Genomic DNA, 22638 nt, shown 5'->3' on the forward strand with positions numbered 1-22638 from the left:
CGGCTACCCCTTTTCATACTCCCGGACCAGCTCCTGCAGGAAATAGAGCCCCGCTGAACTCAGGAAGCATCGACCAGTACCCGATCGAAATACCAGATGGCGTTTATCCAGATATTCCAGGGCTTCAGTGAAACCCTTTTCAAAGCGCGCCGCCCTGAGAATGTCCTGGTATTCCTCATCGTTCACCAGTGCCGAGAGGTCTTGCTCATTCAGTCCGGCGTCCGGACGGCCAAGGTATTCCAGGTCGCGACCACTGCGAGCAAAGTAACGCCCTATCAGTAGCAGTGTTACCTGCACCCGGAAGGCGTTTTCGTCATGCTCCTCATTCTCGTCGTCACTGCTTTCCTTGAGGAAGAAGAACGCCCCGGTTTCGTTAAACACCAGTTCGCTGCCCAGGTGTTCATAGAAGGTCCGGAAGTGGGACAGATGGTTATACAGCAGATTGTAGAGCGGATTGGCCCGCAGCTCGGAGTGGTTGCTGTCCCATAGGTCCCGCACGATCACCCGCCCTGCCTGGAATTCCCGGTAGATCGCGGCGCTATGGGCCGGCAGAATCTGCTCGAAACGGCTGGACGTGTGGGCACTGTCCACGGATGTTTCGACATCCGTCGCGTCAGAAAAATCAGGCATGGTGTTGCTCTTCTTGATTGACCGGGGCGTGGGTTTCCAGACGGCGTTTGCGGTAGACAAACTGCTCGCTGGGCGATTGCTGATCCAGAATCCGGAACCGGTTGGTGGTAACCACCTGCATTCCGTCCGGGGGCGAGTTTACCAGCCGGTTCAGGGCCGCCAGTAAATCCGCAAAGCGATAGCCGGGAATAAAGCCGTCCAGGCGACCGTGCAGCTCCCGCACAAGATCGTTGGTTGGTCGCAGTTCCAGGGTTTCCAGCCATTGATAGAGCTGATTGATACGCTGTACGTCAATGCGGGTGTGGCGACCACTGCCCTCCACTTCCTGCAATACCGGCACCTCCGCTTTTCGGCGAAGATCGTTCAGGCGCAGGTCCAGCTCGCTGAACAACAGCTGGTAGTAGCTGGACGATTCACCGAAGGCGTAGTGTTTCGGCCGCTGCTGAGCCCGAAGCCCCACCAGAAAGCCCGTGCTGCGGGCGAAGTCGCCGCCCTCCAGCCATTTTCGTTTGAGGCTGAGGGTTTCGGTTTCGCCCTTGAGTTCCTGCAGCTTGCCGTAGAAATGCTCCATGGCGTTGTACTGAACCATGCCCTGACGGGTCTTGCGCAGAAAGTGCTCCACTTCCTGGGCCACCGCCTGAATCGGCTTGTACAGGGCGTTGAGACTGATCGAAGAACGGAACAACTGGTCCGCAAGACTGTGATCACCGTGGCTTTCCAGCAGCCGCACCATAGCTTCCAGAGTCTCGAACAGGTTGCTGCCATCAGGCAGTCGGGTATCCGGATTCAGGAACACCAGGGTCGGTTTTATATGACGCTCGTACAGGGTAACGATCTGTTCAAACAGATTCTGGCGGAACTCCAGGTATTTCTCGGGCGCCCGGCTGGCATCGCCGGACAGATCCGCAAGCTGTGCACTGATGGTCTGCATGCGCAGCACGTTCTGGCGCAACAGACCAATGAGCTGGCTGACCCGTTCATTCAGATCGTCCCTCAGTTCGGTGTAGTCCGGGTCCACATCGCTGAAGCTGCTGGTTTCCAGTCGATTACGCACATCTCTAAGGGTCACCAGATGGCCCCGCAAACGGGCATCGGTCAGTTCCTGATAGAGCGAGGCGTTACAGGCCCGCATCAGGTTGATCAGGGCATCCTGCAACACCAGCCGGCGCTCGCCATCGGCCTTGATGATGTCGATCACCAGGCCGCTGCGGAACAGATTCTCGGTATTCAGCGCCAGCCTCACCCGCTCCCGGTCGGCATTGCCGAGAGTTCGGGTATAGTCCATCACCTCGGTCACCAGATCGCTCTCACGGATGAATCTGGCCTCGTTCCGGTCCATCCGTTCAATCATCCGGAACAGAATCTTCGGGTGCTCGAACAGCAGCCGGGTGGTGTCCAGGGTGCTGAAGCGTTTACTCATCCGCCAGCTCCAGCAGGCTGTTCTGGGTCTGATCCGCCCATTGGCTCAGCGATTCACCATTGGTGAAACCTTCAGCCCCACCCCAGAACACCAGGGTACGCTGTGGGCTATAGGGTCGTGCCGTGCGCATCTGCCCGACTTCCAGGTGGCGCCCGATCAGGTAAATCACCTCCGCGCTGGCACTGTGGGTGGCAGCGGAGAACAGATTGAAACCTTGCTTGCGAAGCCTTTCCAGCAGCGTGGGCATCTGACTGATGTCCACGCTGGCCAGCTCATCCAGCACCATGGGAAACGACAGCTGCACACCCGGGTACAGCACCCGTTTAAGCAGCCGATAAACCAGCTCCAGGTTGATCAGTGCGGTGGTAGACGTGGACTGACCTTTTTTGTCCAGGTTCGTGGCGTTTTCCTTGCGGGTACGGTAGGAAATGCCGGTAATCACCTTGTCCATGGTCAGGCGCTTGCTGCCGCCCTGCTCGCCGAAGAAGTCTGCCACAAACACCCGCAATCGGTCGTAGAACGCATCGGACTGCAGCTGATTGCCATAGGGATCGATGTTGTTGGCTTCTTCCACCAGATTGCGGAATTTGGGATCGGTGTGAATATCTACGCGGATTTCCACCAGATCGTTGATGCACACGCCATCCAGCTCCCGGTTGAGCTGCGATTCAAACCGGCTGATGTGTTCGTGGTTGGATTTCAGGGCCTGCCGGTAGCTGGCCACAGTTTCGTTGTGGATACCAACCTGCTGTTCAAGGACATTCCATCGCTCGGCCATGCCGGCAAACAGATCCGCGAGGCTTTTGAAGGTTTCCCGGATAACCGATGACGCCGGACTGTCTTTCTGCAACTCACCTTCGGCATCGTCATGAATGCCCAGATAGACAAACTGGCGCAGGTGGTCGAGGATGCTGCGACGGCGCTCTTCCAGGTCGTCGAGCTGATTTTGCAGATCGTCGAACGCGGCGACAGCCACCTGCTCTATATCCAGCGGCTGCTCCGCTTCCACGGCTTTCAGATGCGCAAACCGGTGCTCCACGGTGCCCACGCTGCGGCTGAGGCCTGCCAGCTCCCGTTCGCGCTCTTCGATACGCTCTTTCTCGGCTCTGGCGTTGGCAACCTTCTGCTGCACAGCATCCTGCTTTTCCTGCTCCAGCCGGGCCTGTTCTTCCAGTCTGGCCAGCTGCTCTTCCGCGGCCCGTTTCTCCTCGGTGGCGTCCTGCAGGGTGGTGGCGGCAGCCGGGAAACGCTGGAGTGTTTCCAGATCTTTTTCGATGGCACGGATTTCCTTTTCCGTGCGCTCGATCAGTCGGGGCCGGTCATGTTCCTGATTGGCGGTGTCTGCCAGTTCGGCACGCTCCTTTTCCAGGCCATGAAGCTCGCCTTCGATATGCCGGCGCTGCTCCGCAAAGTCAGTCTGCCGGGCTGGCTGCCCCTGGTATTCGGCATCGAACCAGTCAAAACCTTTATCATTGGGCACGAACAGCCGGGCAAAGGCCTCAATGGCGGCCCTGGTCTCGCCGCTCAGATCCTGACCCGGGCTGGCCATGACCAGGCGCGGATCCACGGCCCGCAGCGGCGCAGCGGTGGCCTCATCCAGCTGGTTCTGCAACTGCCAATGTTGCTTGCTCTCGCGATCTTTGAGGGATTCCAGCTTGCGCTCGAGTTCCTGCTGCTTTTTCTTGATCTGCTCCAGCCGGATTTCTGCCTGGGCGGCGCTCTTCAGGGCAGCCAGATGCCCTTTCTTGCTGTCGAGTTCCTCTTTCTGGATCTCCTCGATTTCCTGCAGAGTCATTTCCCCGTATTGGGACACCAGCAGTTCGCCATCTTTCTGGTTCTGCTCAGCCTGCTTGATCCGACGGTCGGCAGAGCGGATTTCGCCCTTCAGGCCGCTGGCCTCCTGCTCCAGTTTCTTCAGGGCCTGCAGCACATGGCGCAGCGTCTCGTTCTGTTCATTGAACGCCTCCACAGCGCCTTTGCGTCGCTCGCCAATGTCCTGCAGTGCGTTAGTCACGCCATCGCGAAAAACGGCAAAGTCATGCTGGCTGCGGAGTAACGTCTGGTAGGCCTGGTAATCCTTTTGCAGCTTTTCAAACCGTGAGCGCTCTTTCTCAATGCGTGTCAGCTGGGTTTGTTGCTGCTTCAACTGGTCATGCCGGTTCAGGAAGTCGTCGATATTGAAATCAAAGGCATCATCGGCAAATTTCTTATCCGCCTCGATAATGCTGGCCACCGCGTTAGACATGGCCTGATCGTCCGCCTTCATTTCGAACAACAGCAGGATCAGCGTGCGCAGAGACTGCACCCGTCGTTCATCAGACTCACCTAGGGGCAGCACGGAATAACGCACCGCATCAGCGTTCATCAGTTCGCTGCTGTAGAGCATCTGCTTGAGCTTGCCGGGATCGTTCACCAGCCGGGTTTCTCTGGAGAGCTTCTTCAGCGCCTCGGACAAACGGCTGAACGAGAGCTCCGGCACCGCTTGGCCAATACCATCCTCATCATCCCCGTTCCAGAACAGCGGCCGCAGCTGGTCGTAACCCACCGGAACAAAGGCACGGCCATAGCTAAGCTGGCTGGCGCTGTCCCGGTACAGGATCTGGCAATGCACCCCGGCCGGGTTTTCGGCCTCCATGATCAGGAAACTGAACTGGCTCGGAAAGTAATGCTGGTAGCTTTCCTCGTTGGTGTAGAAGCTGCCGGCACTGGCATTACGGAAGGCAAATTTCTTGCGGCTGTTCTTGAAGTTGTTTTCCGGCAACAGGAACAGACGCAGGCTGTTTAAAAGGCTGGATTTGCCCAGATTCCCGGGACCCAAAACCAGGCCGTGGTTATCCACCGGAATTTCCACGTAACAAAAGCCGGCTGAATCCACCAACACCAGACGGCGGATACCAAAATTGAAATTGCCTGGGCTCCCCTGGGAGTCACTCATCCAGAATTATCTCCTCACGAACATCAGGTTCAGGTTTTAAAAGAAACGCTATCGGGAATGTATTGTATCGATTGCTTGCTACGCAATGACAATTCAGAGATTGTATTGTTGTTCTAATGAAAATACCCCATCGAGAAAGCGGATGTGCCGATACCCGATCAAACTGCGGATGCCTCTGTGTGTATTAATTGCTGCTTCGGTCACCCTCCCCGGGATGTCCCATGCCGATTTGCTGAGTGTCGCCTGGGACAATGATTTACTGACGGGTTCAGACCGGGGTTACACCAACGGCCTCATGATCTCCTACCTCACTGACCCGATCCAGAATCACGAAGCTCACTCTTCCGGTCTTGTTGGCACAGCTGCAAACACCCTGGGCGCTCTGCCCGGAGTTTCTTCCCCGGGACAGCAACAGGCGCTGGCCTTCAGTCTGAGGCAGCTTATGGTAACGCCTGCCAACATTGCGGCCACGCCACCAGACACAAACGATTTGCCCTATGCCGGCTTTCTCTCTGCCAGCGCTACGTTATGGAGCTGGAATACCGACACAATTACAGGCTATGGCGTTCACTTGGGAGTTATTGGCCCCGAGAGCGGTGCGGCGGCTTCCCAGAAGTGGGTCCACAAACTGACGGGAAGCCAAAAGCCAAGGGGATGGGATTCCCAGCTGGGCACCGATGTCATCGGGGGCATCCAGGGAGCCCACGGGCGCAAACTGATACAATACGGTTCATCAGATGAGCTGCAACAAGAGCTCTCGCTCGTTGGTTCTGCAACCCTTTCAAGCTTTCGAACCAGTCTCAGATTCGGAACCGTTTGGCGTACCGGGCACAATCTACCAGTGAATTTCTTACCCGACTACGCCAGCTCTTCCTCCACTATAGGGTTGCCGGGCGCTCTTGATAGCAACGGCCCCGGATGGTCAGTTTTCATAGGGTTAGGCCTTGAAGCTGTTCCCTACTCCTATCTCGATAAAAACTCCGGGCGTTACCGGTTCGAGGAGAGCCTGTTTCAGGGCCACGCCGGAATTGGTGCCACGATGCTTTGGGAAAAGCTGCAACTGTCGCTGATCCTTCGAGCAACCACGGGAGAAGAAGAAACCAATAAAGAGAACTTCACCTTTGGAAGCCTCTCAGCAATATGGGCTTTATAAATAGCCCGCTTCACGCTTGATGCAGTGCACTGGCTCCAGAGACAGCCGCAATTCAGTGGTCGTAAAAAACCTGGAACGGAGAGTGCGATGACAAAACTAGCCCTGGTAACCGGTGCCAGCACCGGCATTGGCCGCGAGACCTGCGACCTCTTTGCCCGGAATGGCTACAGAGTAATAGCGCTGTCCCGAGAGCCCAGTGGCCTAGAGTCCGCAGCCCTGGAGTTGGCGTTGGATCTTGAATCCTTCGAGCAGATTGAGTGGCTTGCAGATGCACTGGACGCCGAAATTGCGGGCGCCGAACGGGTTATTCTGGTGAACAACTCGGGTTACGGACAATTCGGCGCGCTTCGCGACCTGTCCGAATCCATGTGGCAAAAGCAGTTCAGCACCCACGTATTCGGCCCGATCAAGCTGGCTGCTGTCTGTCTAAGGCTCTGCGAGCAACACGGTATACCCTTGCGGGTTATCGCCGTAAGCTCCGTGCTCTCCATTGTGCCCCAACAAATGAAAGGCGCCTATTGTGCTGCGAAATCCGCGATGAACGCGGCTCACGACAGCTTCTGGTTCGATGAAAAGGGCAGTAATAGCCTGGAGAGTGTTTCGCTGGTGCTTCCAGGGCCCGTGAAGACACAGTTCAGAGAGCATGCGCTGGCCGCTTTACAGCCCGTGATTGGTAACGCGGGCTCAGAGCACCAGAACAAGTACGAAGCAATGGCAGCGTCACTCGCGCCAGGGGCTAAAATGAAGCCCTTTACAGCCAGTGCGGCCGACGTTGCCGAAAAGATTTTCAGGGCTGCAGAAGCTGTGCGGTCCAAGCCTCGATATCTGGTTACACCGCAGACTTATCTTGCTGCTTTTATCACTCGATTTCTGCCCTGCTCTATGCAGCGGAGAATGTTGGGGTAGAGTCCCGAGGCTTCGCCTACAAACAGGACATCTGTTTTCGTGATTGAGCCCACGCAAAGCTCGCTATATGGCGAGAGAACGACAGTCCATCGCCCATCTGATTTACACGCCCAACCACTCTGCCAGCTGAAGATTGGCTTTCAGCCTCAATCGCTGCTGAAGCATTCCCTCAAAAACGCCTTCCACGGATCGTTCCTGCCCCAACAATGGTAGCGAGGCCTCGGCCTCTGAGAAGAACTGCTCTTCGCGAGGCGTGCCCACAATGGCTTGCTCCCACCAGTTCACTATTCGAGGGTGCGCTTCCTTGAGCAGCAGGTCCCCGGGCAGCTTTTCGGACTTCGAAGCGTTCGCTGTATGAGTTGCTGGCATCAGATTCCAGAGATCGTTGTTGTTCCAACGCGACCAAGGAAAACAGTGGTCAACGTCAAACCGCTTCGTTTTGAGACTCTGTGCTGTCCATACGCACTCGACTTTGCCGGTCTGCAGCTGCTGTTGAACCAGTTGACGGACAGCTGACGTATCGCGCCGACCTTCAACCCACTGTAAACCACGATGGTAGACATCCATGGAATAACGCAGATCCCAGCTACCCATCAAATCAATCCATTCATTAACAATCGCAGGCTCAATCCAGCACGCATAGCGACTGAATGCATCCCAAAGAAATGAAGGAACGCGGAAGGTACCGAACCGGGAAAGCGTTGCTTTGTCCAAACGCACAGGTGCCTTCCTGATGGTCATTCTGGCCGAACCGGCCTCGAAGATCTGACGGTTACTGCCGGGCCAGGTCGTGAAATGTGCGGGGTTCTTGAGAATGGTCGAGCAAGCGTCCCGGATAGCGCGCAGGACTACCGGAGCAACATCCGCCGACAGCGACATCCCCACTCTGAAATCCAGAGGCGTGAAACTCTGCAGCCTGAAGAAATCCTCCGTCGCAAAGCCATAGCCACGGCTACCTGGCGCTTGCCTCAGCTCATGCCGGAGAACCAGTGGGTGATAAAGCATAATCCAGAACAGCCCGACTGCACCAAGCGGAATATCCACCCAATCATCGGTACGTTTAAGAGCCAGACCAGGGGCGCCATCAGCAATCCGGACAAGGGTTCGCAGTAAACCCAGCTTGTAAGTCGACGACTTATTATCGTTAACGATGATGTGACGGACTGTCGGCAATGCGCCTGTGCCATCGTCTGCCAAGCGAAAAGCCAGAGTCTCCCAGGAAACTTCGTCCCTTTGGAGCTCATCCTTCTTGCGCCCGACCGGCAACGGAAGCGGGATCAGTGCTCGGCGTTTGGCGAAACCCTCCAGCTCTTCCCTGCTGACATCGTAAAAACGCCGTTCGCCGTCACCTGGTCCATGCCGAAGCGTAATCACCAGCATTCCACCGGGTGCCAAAAGCTCAGTCAGGATTCGAAAAGCACGTTCACGATCAGATGGCGGGATATGCATCCAGACTGCGGAAACAAGAATAAGATCGAAGCGATAGCTCAACTTCCGGATCTTACCTAGATCGGGCAATTGATCGTCTAACCAGTGAATGCTCTGATTGTGAGTGGAGGCCTGCCCCAAGTCGCGTAGGCCAGCTGCCGGCTCTACCGCAACAACGTCCCAGCCCCGTGTTGCAAGAGCGCCGGAATCGCGACCGCTGCCTGCGCCCACATCGAGAGCAAGGCCTGCTTTATCGCCAAGGAAGGAGAGCCAGTCTTGGTGAACCTGTTCGAAGGTCAGGGACTGGTATTGGGTGAAGAAGTTTTGGGCGTTTTTGTTGTAGGGACCGTAACTCATGCCGCCGCCAGCTTCGCTGCCTGCTGCCACATAAAGTTCGGCATCGGCGTTCGGAGTTTCCAGGTAATACTCATCGGCTGGGAACCGGTGTGAGACACGTAATCCACCTCACCATAATTCACAAACCCCATCGTGCGACCATATTCGTCTTTCGCCTGCTCTCTTACAAACAAGAGCAACCGCTTGTTGATGGCTTGGTGTTGAATATAGTCCTTCCCTTTACCACGGTCAGGCCGGGAACTGTTTTGCGACTGCCAGTGGAATAACTGCTCATTGATAGCGTAGTCGTGGTACATAGTGGTTGGGGAGAACTGCTTTTCGTTTTTGTCCAAGGTGACAAACAGCAGCTCAATATTTTGATCCTGAATGACATATACACCTTCCCTCGATGGTGGCTGATGCTCGAACGTCATCGCACCGAAGCCAACCAGAATCTGCTCTCGGGAATAGCGGGCGTGCAATCGTAGCGGGACTTCCCGCAACTCCGGCATCGCCGGCTGCTCGTGTTTGGTTTTCGCCAATTTCCAGTCGAGCACGTCCACCAGCTCCTGTTCCAGCCCCAGCTTGCTGAGTCCTGCCAAGCTTTGTGTCAGCGAATCAAATTCCAGCTCTGGCCCTGCTTTCTGCCAGAAGTCGTAATGGCACATAAGTGCCTGGCGACCTTTCGGGTCGTCACAGCTAAACCCTGCCTGGCATAGCTTCTTAAGAAACATCAGGTACTGGTGATCGTCGCAGATCAAAATCCGATTGTGGATGGCCTTCTTCGCCAGTTTAAACGAGTCATCGGCTCTGTCTTCGTCTTTTGCCTTGCTCACCAACTCGGCCCAACTGCCCCGTTTGTAGAGTTCGTTCAGGTCGATGTGGGGATGATGGGTTATGAAGTTCTTCAGCGTGAGTGGCTGAGTGGAATGCTGTGGGAACTGCCGAACAAGAGACACCAGCCGCTTCATGGTCAGCGTGGCTTGCCGGATGTTGCTCAGCACCATCTCCTGGGTTTTCTTGGTGAGCTCAATTCGGCAACCCAGTGGTGCATGGGGAAAACCCTGCTTCAGTTCTTCCGAAATTGAGCGTTCTGACTTACCCACCAGTGCCCGGAATTTATTGGCGAAATCATATTCAGGCCGAGAATTACCAACAAAGTCCAAGACTGTGCAGCAATCTTTGTCGTCAGCAAGGCGTAAACCCCGACCCAGTTGCTGAAGGAAGATGGTCAGGCTTTCGGTTGGGCGCAGGAATAACAGGGTGTCGACTTCCGGAATATCGACGCCTTCGTTGAATATGTCGACCACACACAGCACGTTGATTTGCCCGGAGCGAATGGCTTGCTGCTTTTGTTGGCGTTCGTGGCTGTTGTCACTGGTGAGCACATCGGCCTTGATGCCGTGCAACAGGAGCTGCTCCACCATGAAGGTCGCGTGTTCACGGCTCACACAGAAAGCGAGAGCTTTCATGCTGGCTATATCGGTGACGATTTCCCGCAAGCTTCGCAGAATCTTTTTTACGCGATTCTGGTTGTGCGTATACAAATTCGTCAACTGAGCAATATCGTAACGCCCACGACTCCAAGGAATGGTGCGCAGGTCGGTGTCATCATCTATTCCAAAGTATTGGAAGGGGCAAAGGTGGCGGCGGTTGATGGCCTCCGGTAACCGGAGTTCGGCGGCAATCACGCCACCAAAGTCGCTGAGAATATCGCCGCCATCGTGTCGCTCCGGAGTCGCTGTCAGTCCCAGCAGTATTTCGGGCGAGAAGTGTTCCAATACCGCCCGATAACTCGATGCGGCGATGTGGTGCACTTCGTCGATTACGATGTAGTCGTAATAGCCTTCAGTGAGCTTTAGCTGATCCAGCTGGTTATTCAGAGTCTGAATCGAAACAAACAACTGCCGGTAGTGTTCCGGCAACTGGCCGCCTACCCAGAGTTCACCGAAAGCATTATTACGCAGCACGCCACGGTAAGCTTCCCGGGCTTGGCGCAGAATTTCCTCCCGGTGCGCCACAAACAGAAAGTGGGCGTTTGGTTTTGCTTTCAGAAAGCGCCGAAAATCAAACGCCGAGATCAGGGTCTTGCCAGTGCCAGTGGCGGCCACCACGAGGTTTCGCAAACGCTGGTGCACGTCCCGCTCAACAGAGAGTTGCTCTAGAATGTCTTTCTGATGCGGAAACGGCGTAATTTCGAAATAGTGGGAGGAGCCGGGAGCGTCCAACCCTTTTTGTTGTTTTAGTGCGCGGTTGAGCTTTTCTGTACTCTCAGCCCGGCCATCGAACCATTCAAAGTCTTCCGAAGCCCAATAGGTTTCAAAGGTACTGAGCGATTTGTTGATGATGTGAGGGATTTCCTGAGCGGTGATCTTAAGATTCCACTCAAGGCCATTGGTCAGCGCCGATCGAGATAGGTTTGATGAACCGATGTAACCGGTGTGAAAACCCGTGTTCCGGAGGAACAAATAGCTCTTGGCGTGCAACCTTTCACGCTCGGTGTTGTAGCTCAACTTCACTTCGGTGTTCGGCAGGCTAGCCAGATACTCAACGGCTTTGGCATCCGTTGCCCCCATGTAAGAGGTGGTGATGATTTTCAGCTCTCGCCCACTCGCTGTGAAGGCTTCCAGTTCTTTCCGGAATATCCGAATTCCGGCCCATTTGATGAACGAGACCAACCAGTAAATCCGGTCCGCTGACAAAATCTCGCGTTTTAGCTCTGACTCCAGTGACAAGCCAGCATTACTGCCTGAAAATAACTCACTCTGTGTGAGTCCTGTGAGCGGGAAAATGTCTTCAACATACTGCTTCAGGTTCGCAGCAACTGGGTTTTTCAGCTCATAAAGGGCGGTGAGGATCTTTCCTTGGCTATCGAGCAGGTTCTCATCCAGGAACCCATCATCCTGCACCTGCCCCCTGAGCCACAGCAGCAACTGATTCGATAACTCGATTTGCTCCTGAAGTCGGTTGTCGCCCGAAGGCACCGACCCAATAGCGAACTCCAGAATGTTAGTCAGGAATCGTGACAACCATACAGATGCTTCCACACTGCTAAGCTGGCGCTCACCTACGTAAAACTGTTTTCGGTCCAATCTGTTTTCTACGAGCCGGGTAATAAGCTGCTCGTAGATTCCGGTCTGCTGCATCGTGTACGTCCCACATTGATGACTTCCAGAATAGCGGCGCTGTGGCCACCGGCATTCCTTATATCTCGCAATCTAACTAAATCCGGCAGAATGACGCTAACCCCTAACGTGTCGGATTTCCATGAGATCCGCGATCCTCACGACAGGTTTTTTCTGACCATTGAGCCATTGCTATCGATTACGGTGTAGCCTTACATGACACCAGATAGATCGAGCGCTTGCACAATGTGGACGCACCGGACAGCCACAACCGAATATCCAGCTTGCCGGTCAGCCGTCCGTAACTTGCAAAGCACTGCTTGGCGTCGCTAGTCATGCCTGTGCAACTGCATTAACCTTCAAGCTCTGGAGGTCAATAGGTGGTACACCAAGGTCGTTCCAGTTCCCTGGATGGCAGGTAAACAGCAGTATCTGATGCCGGCTGGCCGCGTCAAACAGAATGCGTTTCATATCTTCCAGGCGCTCGCTGTCACTGTGCACCAGGGTGTCGTCCAGTATCACCAGTGTCGGTCTTCCGGCTTCCCGTAGCAGGTCGGCATAGGCAAGGCGGCTGATCAGGCCCATCTGTTCCCGGGCGCCGAAGCTCAGTTCGGTGATCTGCCCCAGTTCGTTGCCCCGGCTGAAGGTGCCGGGCCGGAGCTGTTCGTCGACTTCCAGGGAGGCTTCCGGGAAAAGCACCGACAAGTAGTGGTTGAAGTGCTTTTGCAGCGGTGCCTGAAGGCGGCGCGTGAGGGCCTGGCGTTTTTCGGTGAGCAGGGTCAGCAGCAGATCCAGCGCCTCGGCACGGCGGTGCAGTTCCTGGTAGCGGCGATTGCATTGGTCGAGCTCCGCTTCTTTCTCGTTGAGCTGTTCTTCCAGCCCTTCCGCCCCCCAGGCTTCCAGCCGGACTCTTATATCGCGGAGTTCCCGGCCCCGGTTTTCCTGGGTCTGGCGCAGGTGATTGGCCGCATTCTGGTAGCGCTCGATATCCTGTTTGAGAAAGTCCGGGCGGGCCTCCCGGATTTCCCGTTCGCGGCGTTCGAGGCTGGCCTCCAACTCGGCCTGTTGTTTTTCGATATTCGCCAGCTCGGTGCTTATCTGCTGCAGCTGCTGCAGCCGCTCCGGGCTCTTTTCTTCATCGGCCAGTCGCTGCCATTCAGTTTGGGCGCTGTCCCGGGCCTGTGTCAGGGCAGACAATCGGGACTGATGCGCTCGCTCATCCGATTCGGTTTTATCCAGGGCGGTCCCGGCCTGAGTGAAAGCGGTTTCCGCTTGTTCCAGGGCGGGAACATTTTGTTTTGGATCCGGTGTTGGCGTGGCCTCTAATTGTTTTCTGACGTTCTCCAGTTCGATCTCTGCCTCGCTCTGTTCAGAGACGAGTTGCTCAAGCCCGGCCGGCGCCACGGATTTGAACAGTTCCTCGGCATGCTTCAGCGTTCTTTCGGCACTGTCATAGGCGGAAAGACGATCCTCCGCCTGTTCCACCGATGTCACGCCCAGGGCTTTCAATTGTTCTTCCAGGTTTTGTTCAAGGGCTTTGAGCTTCCTGCGGGTGCTGGCCAGCTCTTCCCCGCCGGGCGTTATGCCCAGGGTACCCACGCCCGGGATGACCAGCGCCGATTCCTCCAGGAGCTGCTGTTCGCCCTGCCCGGTCAGTGACTCGTTGTTCAGCGTTAATGAGGCGCCGGCGTCCAGCTGCCAGCTCAATCGGGTGGCAATGGTCCGTGAGCGAATGGTTTCCTCGTTTAGCTGGCTCCCGGTTGCTCTCAGTCTTTTGACCAGGGCTGAATCAATCCGGTTTTCTCTGGCCTGCTGCCTGGCTTGCTCCAGCTGCTGGTGATATTCCTTCGCTTTGGCAAGGTTCTGGGTAAGCACCTGTTTGTGCTGCTCCAGCCGCCGGACATCCTGCTTCAGCCGTTCCCGGGTTTGCAGCAAACCCGCCAGTTTTCGTTGTTTTTCTGCCTGTTCATAGGCGGTTCTGGCTTCGGTCAAACGGCCTGTCACAGCCGGCGTTTGAGCCTGGGCCAGGCTGAGGTCTCGCTCGGCACGCTCAAGCTGGGCTTTTCGCTCTTCAAGCTGCCGACTCAGCCCTGCCAGATGTTCCCTGTTCTGCTGCAACAAACCCTGGTTTCGCTGCAGTTGGCTGAGTGTGGCTTTCTCCTGGGCTTGCTGTTGTTCCAGGCGCTCCACCTGCTGATAGCGCGTGCGAGCTTCTTCCAACTGTCGCTGGGCCTCTTCCCAGGGGCGCTCGGCCTCGGTCTGATCATAGTCGTGGGCGAGTTTGCCAAGCCGGTCGACCTGTTCCTGGTATTTATGCACCCGCTCCTTCAGTTCTTCGATTTCGGCCTCATACCGGGCGCGGTCTTTTTCCAGTTGCAGGTAGTCTCCACGGGGTTTACCGGTTCCGGTCAGCAGGGTGTCCCGCTGGCTGCGAACGGTCTCGATCAGGTCATCGCCGCCGGAGCTGGCCACCTCGCCCACCATGGAATTCAGGGCGGACTTCAGGTGGTCGCCGGCATGTTCTATGGCCTGTTCGATGTCCTGCCCGGTGCCCTGTTCAACCCACAGCAAACCCGGTATACCCCAGTGTTCGGCCTTGCTGGCGCCACGCTTCGGGTACTGATAACCCAGCAATTCGGCCAGTTTTTCTTCGGCGTCGTCTTCGCTGTAGGTTTCGGTGCCAACGGCCAGGTCGCAGCGTTTTCGCTGGAGAAAGCTTTTGGTGAGGCGCCAGCTGCGGTTTTCGTGCTCGAAATCCAGTTCAATGGTGGGTGCCGCTGCAGAATCGCCCCAGGGACGCAGATCGTCGATGGCGGTCGAGCGGTAACGCTCGAAAAACGCCGCACGAATGGCTCGCACCAGCGTACTTTTACCGGATTCGTTGGGGCCGTGAATCAGGTTGAGGCCCGGTTGCAGGTTGTCCAGAACGAAGGGTTTGCGGAACTGGCGAAGCTGCTCAACGCGCATTCTCTGCAGTTTCATTGGCCGGCCTCCTGTTCACGTTCCCGGAGCAGACCCGCCAGGATGGCCAGCGCATCCCGGGCTGTATCATCCTGCGCCTCTCCTTGCCGTTCGCGCAGGCTCTCAACCACCTCGCCCACGTAACCATCCGCTTTCAGCGCTGCAATGTCCTCATCGGTGGGTGCAAGTTGTAACCCGCTTCGCTCGCAGCGAAGGCTGCGGAATTTCGCCTCTGCAACCGACAACGCCTTCAACAATGTTTCTTCACCGGCGAGGGTTATCGAGCCTTCAAGGCGCAGATCGACAACGGCCGATTCGGGCAAGGCGTCCAGGCGTTCCAGCAATTGCTCAAGGTCAGACTGTACCGCCAGGGATTCCCGCCATTGATGCCATTGGTATCGCCCCGTTTGAAGTGGGGTTACTGTGGGCGGTGCCCCTGCCCCTGAAACTTCAACAATCAGGGCATTGCCCGCTTCGTTGTTTCGAAACCGTTCTGGCTCCGGGGTACCGCTGTACCAGGTTCGTTCATTGATTTGTTTGGTGCCGTGCCAGTCACCCAGCGCCAGGTAATCGAGCCTGCTGGCCTCTGCCCGATCAGGAGCGATGGGGTTGGTGGAGTCGATTTCCTCCGGCAACAGGCCCTGAACACTGCCGTGGGCCAGACCGATTCTGAGGTAACCCTCCGGCGACTCGTAGCCGGTGAACGGCTCGGTCAGATCACCGTAGGTATGGCGTTGAGTCAAAGGTGCACAAAGTACGCTGAGATGCTGAGGCTCCAGATTGATGACACCAGGCTGAAGCGCAAGGTGTACATTCCCGGGCACTGCACCCAGGCGCTGGGCGCGGGTCCACACGCTCTCTGCCAGGGCGGCATCGTGGTTGCCCGGCAGCATGACCCATGGGCCGGTAAATCCTTTTGTGGCGTTGAACACCCGGCGAATGGTTCGATCGGATACCGTTTGTGCATCGAAGACGTCACCGGCCACCAGTACCGCATCGCACTGGTGTTCATTAGCCAGCTGCGCAAGCTTTTCGATAGCTTCAAACCGGGCCTCGACCAGTGCTGCACCGTCTTCGGTTTCAAAACGGGTAAATGCCCGGCCCATCTGCCAGTCGGCCGTGTGCAAGAACTTTGGCATTTTCTGTTCCTGAAAAATCCAAGAAGTGAATGTCTACGCCGGGCTCAACCGGCACGCTGCGTACTTGAACTCGGGAATCTTGCCATCCGGATCCAGCGCAGGGTTGGTGAGCACGTTGGCTGCCGCCTCTGCAAAGGCAAAGGGCACGAACACCATGCCTTCGGGGATGGTCTGATCAGACCGTGCCGTCAGTGTGATGTTGCCACGGCGGGTGTCAATCTGAATGGCATCACCCGACGCTACGCCCAGGCGATCCAGATCCGCCGGAGCCAGAAACGCTGCCGCTTCCGGCTCCCGTTCATCCAGCACCCGGCTGCGACGGGTCATGGCACCCGTGTGCCAGTGCTCAAGCAGTCGCCCGGTTGTTAATACAATGGGATAAGCCTCATCCACCGGTTCGTCCGGTGGCAGAGGCCGCGTCGGCGAAAATCTGGCCCGGCCACCGGCGCGCGGGAAGGCATCAGAGAAAACAACGTCCTGCCCTGGCGCATCGTCAGCAGGGCATGGGTAGGTCACGGAACCTTCACGTTCCAGGCGGGACCAGGAAATATGATCGAGTGAGTGCATGCCCTGCTTCATCTCGGCAAACACCTGCTCCGGGCCGGCGTAGTTCCAGCCCAGCCCGAAACGCCGGGCGATCTCCTGAATAATCCACCAGTCGGCCTTCGCCTCTCCGGGTGGCGGAACCGCCGCACGGCCCATTTGTACCTGCCGGTTGGTGTTGGTAACCGTGCCTGATTTTTCCGACCAGGCGGCCGCAGGGAGGATAACGTCGGCAAACTGGGCGGTCTCAGTGACAAACAAATCCTGTACCACCAGGTGTTCAAGCGCAGCAAGCGCGGCCCGGGCGTGGGTGAGATCCGGATCGGACATCGCAGGGTTTTCGCCGAGGATGTACATTCCCTTGATGGTCCCTGCTGTAATGGCGTCCATAATCTCCACCACGGTAAGCCCCGGCTCAGGGTTCAGTTCGGTGTCCCAGAGTTCTTCAAAAGCGGCGCGCAACTGGGCATCTCCCACCGGCTGGTAATCGGGCAGCACCATGGGGATCAGCCCGGCATCCGAGGCGCCCTGAACGTTGTTCTGGCCGCGCAACGGGTGCAGCCCGGTGCCGGGCTTGCCCGTGTGGCCGCAAGTCAGGGCCAGCGAGATCAGGCAACGGGCGTTGTCGGTACCGTGCACGTGCTGGGATATGCCCATGCCCCAGAAGATCATCGCCTTGTCGGCCCCCGCATAGGCACGGGCCACTTCCCGAATGGCCTCCGGTTCAACACCGCAAACCGGGCTCATCACCTCCGGTGACATGTCCACAACACTTGCGGCCAAGGCTTCGAAACCCTCGGTATGGGTATCAATGTAGGACTGATCAAACAGCGCTTCGTCGATGATTACATGGAGCATGGCGTTGAACAGCGCCACGTCGCCTCCCGGTGAAAACCGCACGCTACGCCAGGCATAGGCATCAAGCGCCTGGCCCCGGGGATCGAGGATAATCAGTTTGGTGCCGTTCCGTGCCGCCTGCTTGAAGTAGGTGGCCGCCACCGGGTGATTCACCGCCGGGTTACATCCGGTGAGAATCACTACATCGGCCTGAAGCGCCTGCTTGAACGAAGCGGTCACGGCGCCCGAGCCCAGACACTCCATCAACGCCGCCACGGAACTGGCATGGCAAAGCCGGGTGCAGTGGTCAACGTGGTTGGAACCGAACCCCGTGCGAATCAGTTTCTGGAACAGCCAGGCTTCTTCATTGGAGCACTTGGCGCTGCCGAAGCCGGCGAGCGCATCTGACCCGTGTTGCGCTTTAAGCCGGGTTAAGCCACTGGCCGCCAGCTCCAGGGCCTCGTCCCAGTTGGCCTCGCGAAAGTGAGTCAACGGATTGGCCGGATCAAAATCAGGATCGAGACCTTTGGGCACACCCTCCCTGCGGATAAGCGGCCGGGGTAGCCGTGCCGGGTGCGCAGGGTAATCAAAGCCAAAGCGCCCCTTCACACAAAGCCGGCCCTGGTTTGAGGGGCCGTCTCTGCCTTCAACAAAGAGGATACGTCCCGGCCCCTCTCCTGCCTCGGAATCGTCGTCTTTTACGTGATAGGTAAGCTGGCAGCCTACGCCACAATAGGGACACACGGAATCCACCGTGCGATCGGCCATGGCAGAATCCCCGCGGCCCTGTTCATCAATCAGGGTGGCGGGCATCAGTGCGCCGGTCGGGCAGGCTTGCACGCATTCACCACAGGCAACGCAGGTGCTGTCACCCATAGGATCATCGAAGTCGAACACAACCTTGGACGCGCCACCACGATGCGCCAGCCCGATAACGTCGTTGCCTTGCACCTCACGGCAGGCGCGCTCGCACAAGCCGCAGGTGATACAGGCGTCCAGGTTAACGTTCATGGCGGAATGGGTGGCGTCCTGGCCCCGGACATGGGCCAGTGAATCCGATCGTGGGGTAACGTGGTGAACCGTAGGCTCGTCACGTTCCTTGCGGACGGGCAGGCGTTGGCGTACCGCGCCGGCATCAATGGCCAATTCATCCGCCAGGCTCCACAACTGACTGGCGCGATCGGGGCTGTCGTTCCGATCAGGCTGGTCCGCCAACAGCAATTCAATCACGCCCCTGCGAGCCTCCTGGGCACGTGCAGACTCTGCGCTGCGCACAACCATGCCGGGAACAGCCTCGCGAATACAGCTTGCGGCGAGGACCCGCTCACCTTCCACTTCCACCATGCAGGCCCGGCAATTGCCATCAGCCCGGTAACCCGGCGCATCCTTAAAACACAGGTGAGGAATTTTCTCGCCGGCACGCCTGGCCACCTGCCACAGGGTTTCTCCGGGGTAGGCATGAACCTCAACGCCATCGAGAATCAGGGTAAAAGCTGTGCTCATGGCGGTTCCCTACCCTTTGGCAATCAGGTTGTGGCTGGCGAGTTCGCTGCGGAAGTCCCGCAGCAGACTTAGTACTGGATTCGGGGCAGCCTGGCCCAGCCCACAGATGGAGGCGTCGGCCATCACCCTGGCCAGTTGCTGCAGAGTCTCCTCATCCCAGGTATTGCGCTCAAGCAGCGTCAGCATCTTTTCAGTGCCGACTCGGCAGGGCGTGCACTGGCCGCAGGATTCATCGGCGAAGAAGCCCAAAAGATTGGTGGCCACCGCGGGCAAATCGTCCTGATCGGACAGGACAATCACCGCGGCGGAGCCAATAAAGCAGCCGTGTTCGTGCAGGGTGTCGAAGTCCAGGGGGATGTCTGCCTTGCTGGCTGGCAGTATTCCGCCGGATGCCCCGCCCGGCAGATAGGCCAGAAGGCGATGCCCGTCGGCGATGCCGCCGCAGTATTCCTCGACAAGTTCATTGAGGCTGATCCCCGCCGGAGCCAGGTGCACACCGGGTTTCGCCACTCGTCCGGAAACCGAAAAACTGCGAAGGCCGCGACGACCGCGCCGCCCGTGGTTTGCAAACCATTCGGCACCCCGGGAATGGATAATCGGGATCCAGTAGACGGTCTCCACGTTATTCACCAGGGTGGGCTGACCAAACAGGCCTTTTTGAGCCACAAAAGGCGGTCGCAGGCGTGGCTTGCCGGGCTTGCCCTCAAGAGACTCGATGAGTGCAGACTCCTCACCGCAAATGTAGGCACCCGCGCCACGACGCAGGATGACGAAACCCGGCTCGACGATTCCGTCTGCCTCAAGCTCGGCAATGGCGTCGCTCAATACCCTGTGCAGGCCGGGATACTCATCCCGCAGATAAATATAAACGGCCTCTGCCTCGACGGCCCAGGCACTCACCAGGGCGCCCTCGAGACATTGATGGGGGGCGTTTTCCAGGTAGAAACGATCTTTCAGAGTGCCGGGCTCGCCTTCGTCGGCATTGATCACTGTGTAGCGTGGCCCCGGCTCGGCCCGCACCGCCTGCCATTTCCGGGAGGTGGGGAATCCGGCACCGCCCAGACCACGCAACCCGGCGAGCTCAAGTTGATTGGCGAGCGCGTCAAGGGTCATCTTGCCTTGCCTGCAATCGATCAGAAGCTGATAGCCACCGGCCAAACGGTAATCTGCCAGCCGCTGCCAGCGAATCTCGTCTGGCTCAACCTGCTCGCGTTCTATGGCCACCCCCACATTCCGCACGTTGGCATTCAGAACATGATGGCGGCCAACGGCCACCACGGGCGATGTATCGCAGCGACCCATGCAGGGCGCCCGTCGTACCCGTACTTTGGCGGGATCGGTCCCGGCAACCAACGCATGATGCAGGGCTTCTGCTCCGGCCATCCGGCAGGACAGCGACTCACATACCCGTAGGGTCAATGCAGGCGGTGGCGTTTGTTCGTCGTGAACGACGTCGAAATGGGCGTAAAAGGTGGCCGTTTCATAAATGGCGGCCATGGGCAGATTCATGAAAGATGCCAGGGCCCTGAGCCGCGCCATGGGGAGATGGCCGTAGGTGTCCTGCAAGGCATGCAGGTGCTCGATCAGGCGATCGCGGCGGCGTAGGCCCGGATCAATGCGCTCGTCTCCGATCAGGTCCCGCAGCTCCGCCAGTACGGCGGGTTCCAGTTGGCGCCCACGAAGAGACGCGCGCCGGGGTTTGACTCTCTTTTCGTCTGTTCCCATTGTTCTGACCAAGCCCCGAAGTACAACAGACAGCCTTTTTGGCCGACCTGACTATTTACAAGTCATTGAAGCATATCAGGGTATGTTGCCGCCAGATGGAACCAAAGCGCTCTGGCAACAGGAACGTTACTCCGAGACCCCCTCAAACATTCTTCGCCGAGCATTTTCCAGGTGTCTGCGCATGCTCTGCGCCGCTTGATCCTGATCCTTATCGGCAATCGCTTTTACTACCGCAAGGTGCTCGTCCTGGACGATTCTCAAACGACTCTCGGGCGCAAGCAACGACAGCCCACGCGTTATGTTCATGCCCTCCTTAATGCTTTTGTGGAGCGACTTCAGAACCGTCGTGTAATAGTGGTTGCTCGCTGCCTCGGTAATCGCCAGATGGAGCTCGAAATCTTCGTCTGTTGCCAGGTCATGTTTGCTGTTTGCCTGGTTGATCGCCTCATACTTTTCCCATATGAGTTTCAGCTGCTCATCTGTTCTTCGAATTGCCGCCAGGGACGCTGCACTGGATTCAACATTGGTACGAAACTCAAAACACCGCTGTATATCTGCGATGCTGGCGATGCGCGCAAACTCGAGCACGGCGCTGTCGGGACGATTTATGACAAAACTCCCCGACCCTCGACGTGAGATAACCAGATTATCTTCACGCAGGCGCGCAAGTGCCTCCCTGAGTACGGGCCGCGAAACGTTATAGGCTACGCACAAATCGGCTTCGGTCGGCAACTTCTGATTAACGGGGTAGTCACCATCGATAATGGCGGACAAAATTCTCTCATATACAACTGATGATAAAGAATGCTTTTCAGTTTTAACTTTCATTCGCTATGAGCCTTGATTGCGCACTCTGTGACCCCTGAATGCGCCTTTGAAAATACGATAAAAATGACTGCACCGGAATAGCTGTCAACAGTTGTCTCAAACCTGGGAGTCCGCGGTGCGGATATCTCCGCGCTTGCCGGTTTTCAATTCACAAGGGGGCCGTGACAGCTGTCTGTCAGGTATTTTGGTGTAGGCGAGCATGACGATTCCGATAACCACAATCAACCCGCCTGCAATCTGGATCCCGCCCAGAACCTGATCAAGAATCAGCCAACCCAGGATCAGGCCTGCCACTGGCTCGACATTCATCACCGGTGCGTTGCGAGCGATGTCCAACCGCGTAACGAGAGTGAATAATACTGAGAATGCCGCTCCATACAAAATGGCCAGACTGCCCAGCGCAACCCAGCCCGCTGGAGCCGTGGGCAGGCTCATGCCATTGGGAACCAGCCCAGCAACTCCGGCACTGGCCGCGGAAACAAAAACCACCATAATTGTGAGCATACTGCGCACCAATCCAGGCATACGGCTCAAACGATGATCTGTAATCCATAGCGCACAGGCAAACACCGCCGCTGCAGTGACACCGAACAACAACCCTTCTATATAGTTGGTATCTATTTCACCGGAGCCAGAGAGTCGGGAAGGCAGATCCAGCGCCAACGCCAACCCAAACAGGATAAACAGCATTAGCAGGCTCGCCGTGCGCGTTGGACGTGGGCCTCCCAACGCCCACGTCAGCAGTGCAAGCATAATGGGCGCGAGATTAACGACCAGTAGCACCAGGGCAACGGGAATACGTGCCACGGCCGAATAAATGCTGAAGCTCTGAATGGCAATAAGCAGCCCCATCACCAACTGCCAGCCCCAGGCTTGTGGTTTGAAGCGGAGCGATTCGCGACGCCAGATCACCAGGCAAAACAAGGCTACCATCGCCACACCTGAGCGGAAGAGTATGGCTACCAACAATCCGGCATCGTGGTCGAATGCAATGCGGGCAGCTACATGGTTGCCGGCGAAGGAACAGGCCAGAATTACGAGAACCAGCACCGCAATGGGACGGGGCAATTGAGCAGACGACTTCATGACAGCAGCTTCCACTTCAGATAGGTTTACTCGCCAACGGCAACACGGCCTACGCCGGGATTGACTCTGCGGCAGGCAACCTC

13 protein-coding genes are annotated in these 22638 nt (G+C 57.2%); 2 read left to right on the forward strand and 11 right to left on the reverse strand.

The features are described from left to right. Window positions 1–3: 3 nt before the first annotated feature. Genes KO499_RS19415 through KO499_RS19425 form a run of 3 tightly spaced genes read right to left on the reverse strand, consistent with a single transcriptional unit; the run spans window position 4 to window position 4985 of the window. Entirely contained in the window at window positions 4–630 is a 627-nt protein-coding gene (locus tag KO499_RS19415; protein ID WP_215985388.1) for a condensin complex protein MksE, read from the reverse strand. Next, window positions 623–2050, reverse strand: a complete 1428-nt coding sequence (locus KO499_RS19420; protein ID WP_215985389.1) for a hypothetical protein — start codon at window positions 2048–2050, stop codon at window positions 623–625. The genes KO499_RS19415 and KO499_RS19420 overlap by 8 nt, the downstream gene beginning before the upstream one ends. Beyond that, window positions 2043–4985, reverse strand: coding sequence for a hypothetical protein (locus KO499_RS19425; RefSeq protein ID WP_215985390.1), 2943 nt, complete (start codon window positions 4983–4985; stop codon window positions 2043–2045). The genes KO499_RS19420 and KO499_RS19425 overlap by 8 nt, the downstream gene beginning before the upstream one ends. A gap of 214 nt (window positions 4986–5199) precedes the next feature. Here KO499_RS19425 and KO499_RS19430 point away from each other — a divergent pair, with 214 nt between their 5' ends. Further along, window positions 5200–6138, forward strand: a complete 939-nt coding sequence (locus KO499_RS19430) for a lipid A deacylase LpxR family protein (protein WP_228340051.1) — start codon at window positions 5200–5202, stop codon at window positions 6136–6138. 87 nt (window positions 6139–6225) lie between these two features. After that, window positions 6226–7044, forward strand: a complete 819-nt coding sequence (locus tag KO499_RS19435) for an SDR family NAD(P)-dependent oxidoreductase (protein WP_215985391.1) — start codon at window positions 6226–6228, stop codon at window positions 7042–7044. A gap of 102 nt (window positions 7045–7146) precedes the next feature. Here the strand turns inward: KO499_RS19435 and KO499_RS19440 are convergent, their stop codons facing one another. From KO499_RS19440 to KO499_RS19475, 8 genes are all read right to left on the reverse strand, one after another. Beyond that, window positions 7147–8859 carry a class I SAM-dependent methyltransferase gene (locus KO499_RS19440; RefSeq protein ID WP_323133372.1) on the reverse strand — a complete coding sequence of 571 codons (1713 nt, stop codon included), beginning with the start codon at window positions 8857–8859 and terminating at the stop codon, window positions 7147–7149. Then, entirely contained in the window at window positions 8826–11954 is a 3129-nt protein-coding gene (locus KO499_RS19445) for a DEAD/DEAH box helicase (protein WP_215985392.1), read from the reverse strand. The genes KO499_RS19440 and KO499_RS19445 overlap by 34 nt, the downstream gene beginning before the upstream one ends. A gap of 312 nt (window positions 11955–12266) precedes the next feature. Next, entirely contained in the window at window positions 12267–14915 is a 2649-nt protein-coding gene (locus KO499_RS19450) for an AAA family ATPase (protein ID WP_215985393.1), read from the reverse strand. Continuing rightward, the gene (locus tag KO499_RS19455) at window positions 14912–16033 is read right to left on the reverse strand and encodes a metallophosphoesterase family protein (protein WP_215985394.1); all 1122 of its coding nucleotides are present in this window, start codon (window positions 16031–16033) and stop codon (window positions 14912–14914) included. Before KO499_RS19455 ends, KO499_RS19450 begins: the two co-directional genes overlap by 4 nt. 33 nt (window positions 16034–16066) lie before the next feature. Then, complete coding sequence (gene fdhF, locus KO499_RS19460) at window positions 16067–18916, reverse strand: formate dehydrogenase subunit alpha (protein ID WP_215985395.1); 2850 nt, start codon at window positions 18914–18916, stop codon at window positions 16067–16069. Window positions 18917–18925: 9 nt separating this feature from the next. After that, the gene (locus KO499_RS19465; RefSeq protein ID WP_215985396.1) at window positions 18926–20641 is read right to left on the reverse strand and encodes an NADH-ubiquinone oxidoreductase-F iron-sulfur binding region domain-containing protein; all 1716 of its coding nucleotides are present in this window, start codon (window positions 20639–20641) and stop codon (window positions 18926–18928) included. A 126-nt stretch (window positions 20642–20767) separates the two neighbouring features. Continuing rightward, entirely contained in the window at window positions 20768–21469 is a 702-nt protein-coding gene (locus KO499_RS19470; RefSeq protein WP_228340052.1) for a FadR/GntR family transcriptional regulator, read from the reverse strand. A 96-nt stretch (window positions 21470–21565) separates the two neighbouring features. After that, window positions 21566–22555, reverse strand: coding sequence for an EamA family transporter (locus tag KO499_RS19475; protein ID WP_215985398.1), 990 nt, complete (start codon window positions 22553–22555; stop codon window positions 21566–21568). Window positions 22556–22638 lie beyond the last annotated feature (83 nt).

It is taken from the genome of Marinobacter sp. F3R08, assembly GCF_018860425.1.
In the GTDB taxonomy this organism is placed as follows: Bacteria; Pseudomonadota; Gammaproteobacteria; order Pseudomonadales; family Oleiphilaceae; genus Marinobacter.

Excerpts from the sequence above, each read along its gene's own strand:
- KO499_RS19455 (WP_215985394.1), bottom strand. The coding sequence starts at position 16,033 with ATGCCAAAGTTCTTGCACACGGCCGACTGGCAGATGGGCCGGGCATTT.
- KO499_RS19470 (WP_228340052.1), bottom strand. The coding sequence starts at position 21,469 with ATGAAAGTTAAAACTGAAAAGCATTCTTTATCATCAGTTGTATATGAG.
- fdhF (WP_215985395.1), bottom strand. The coding sequence starts at position 18,916 with ATGAGCACAGCTTTTACCCTGATTCTCGATGGCGTTGAGGTTCATGCC.
- KO499_RS19420 (WP_215985389.1), bottom strand. The coding sequence starts at position 2,050 with ATGAGTAAACGCTTCAGCACCCTGGACACCACCCGGCTGCTGTTCGAG.
- KO499_RS19430 (WP_228340051.1), top strand. The coding sequence starts at position 5,200 with ATGTCCCATGCCGATTTGCTGAGTGTCGCCTGGGACAATGATTTACTG.
- KO499_RS19465 (WP_215985396.1), bottom strand. The coding sequence starts at position 20,641 with ATGGGAACAGACGAAAAGAGAGTCAAACCCCGGCGCGCGTCTCTTCGT.
- KO499_RS19415 (WP_215985388.1), bottom strand. The coding sequence starts at position 630 with ATGCCTGATTTTTCTGACGCGACGGATGTCGAAACATCCGTGGACAGT.
- KO499_RS19425 (WP_215985390.1), bottom strand. The coding sequence starts at position 4,985 with ATGAGTGACTCCCAGGGGAGCCCAGGCAATTTCAATTTTGGTATCCGC.
- KO499_RS19475 (WP_215985398.1), bottom strand. The coding sequence starts at position 22,555 with ATGAAGTCGTCTGCTCAATTGCCCCGTCCCATTGCGGTGCTGGTTCTC.
- KO499_RS19435 (WP_215985391.1), top strand. The coding sequence starts at position 6,226 with ATGACAAAACTAGCCCTGGTAACCGGTGCCAGCACCGGCATTGGCCGC.
- KO499_RS19445 (WP_215985392.1), bottom strand. The coding sequence starts at position 11,954 with ATGCAGCAGACCGGAATCTACGAGCAGCTTATTACCCGGCTCGTAGAA.
- KO499_RS19450 (WP_215985393.1), bottom strand. The coding sequence starts at position 14,915 with ATGAAACTGCAGAGAATGCGCGTTGAGCAGCTTCGCCAGTTCCGCAAA.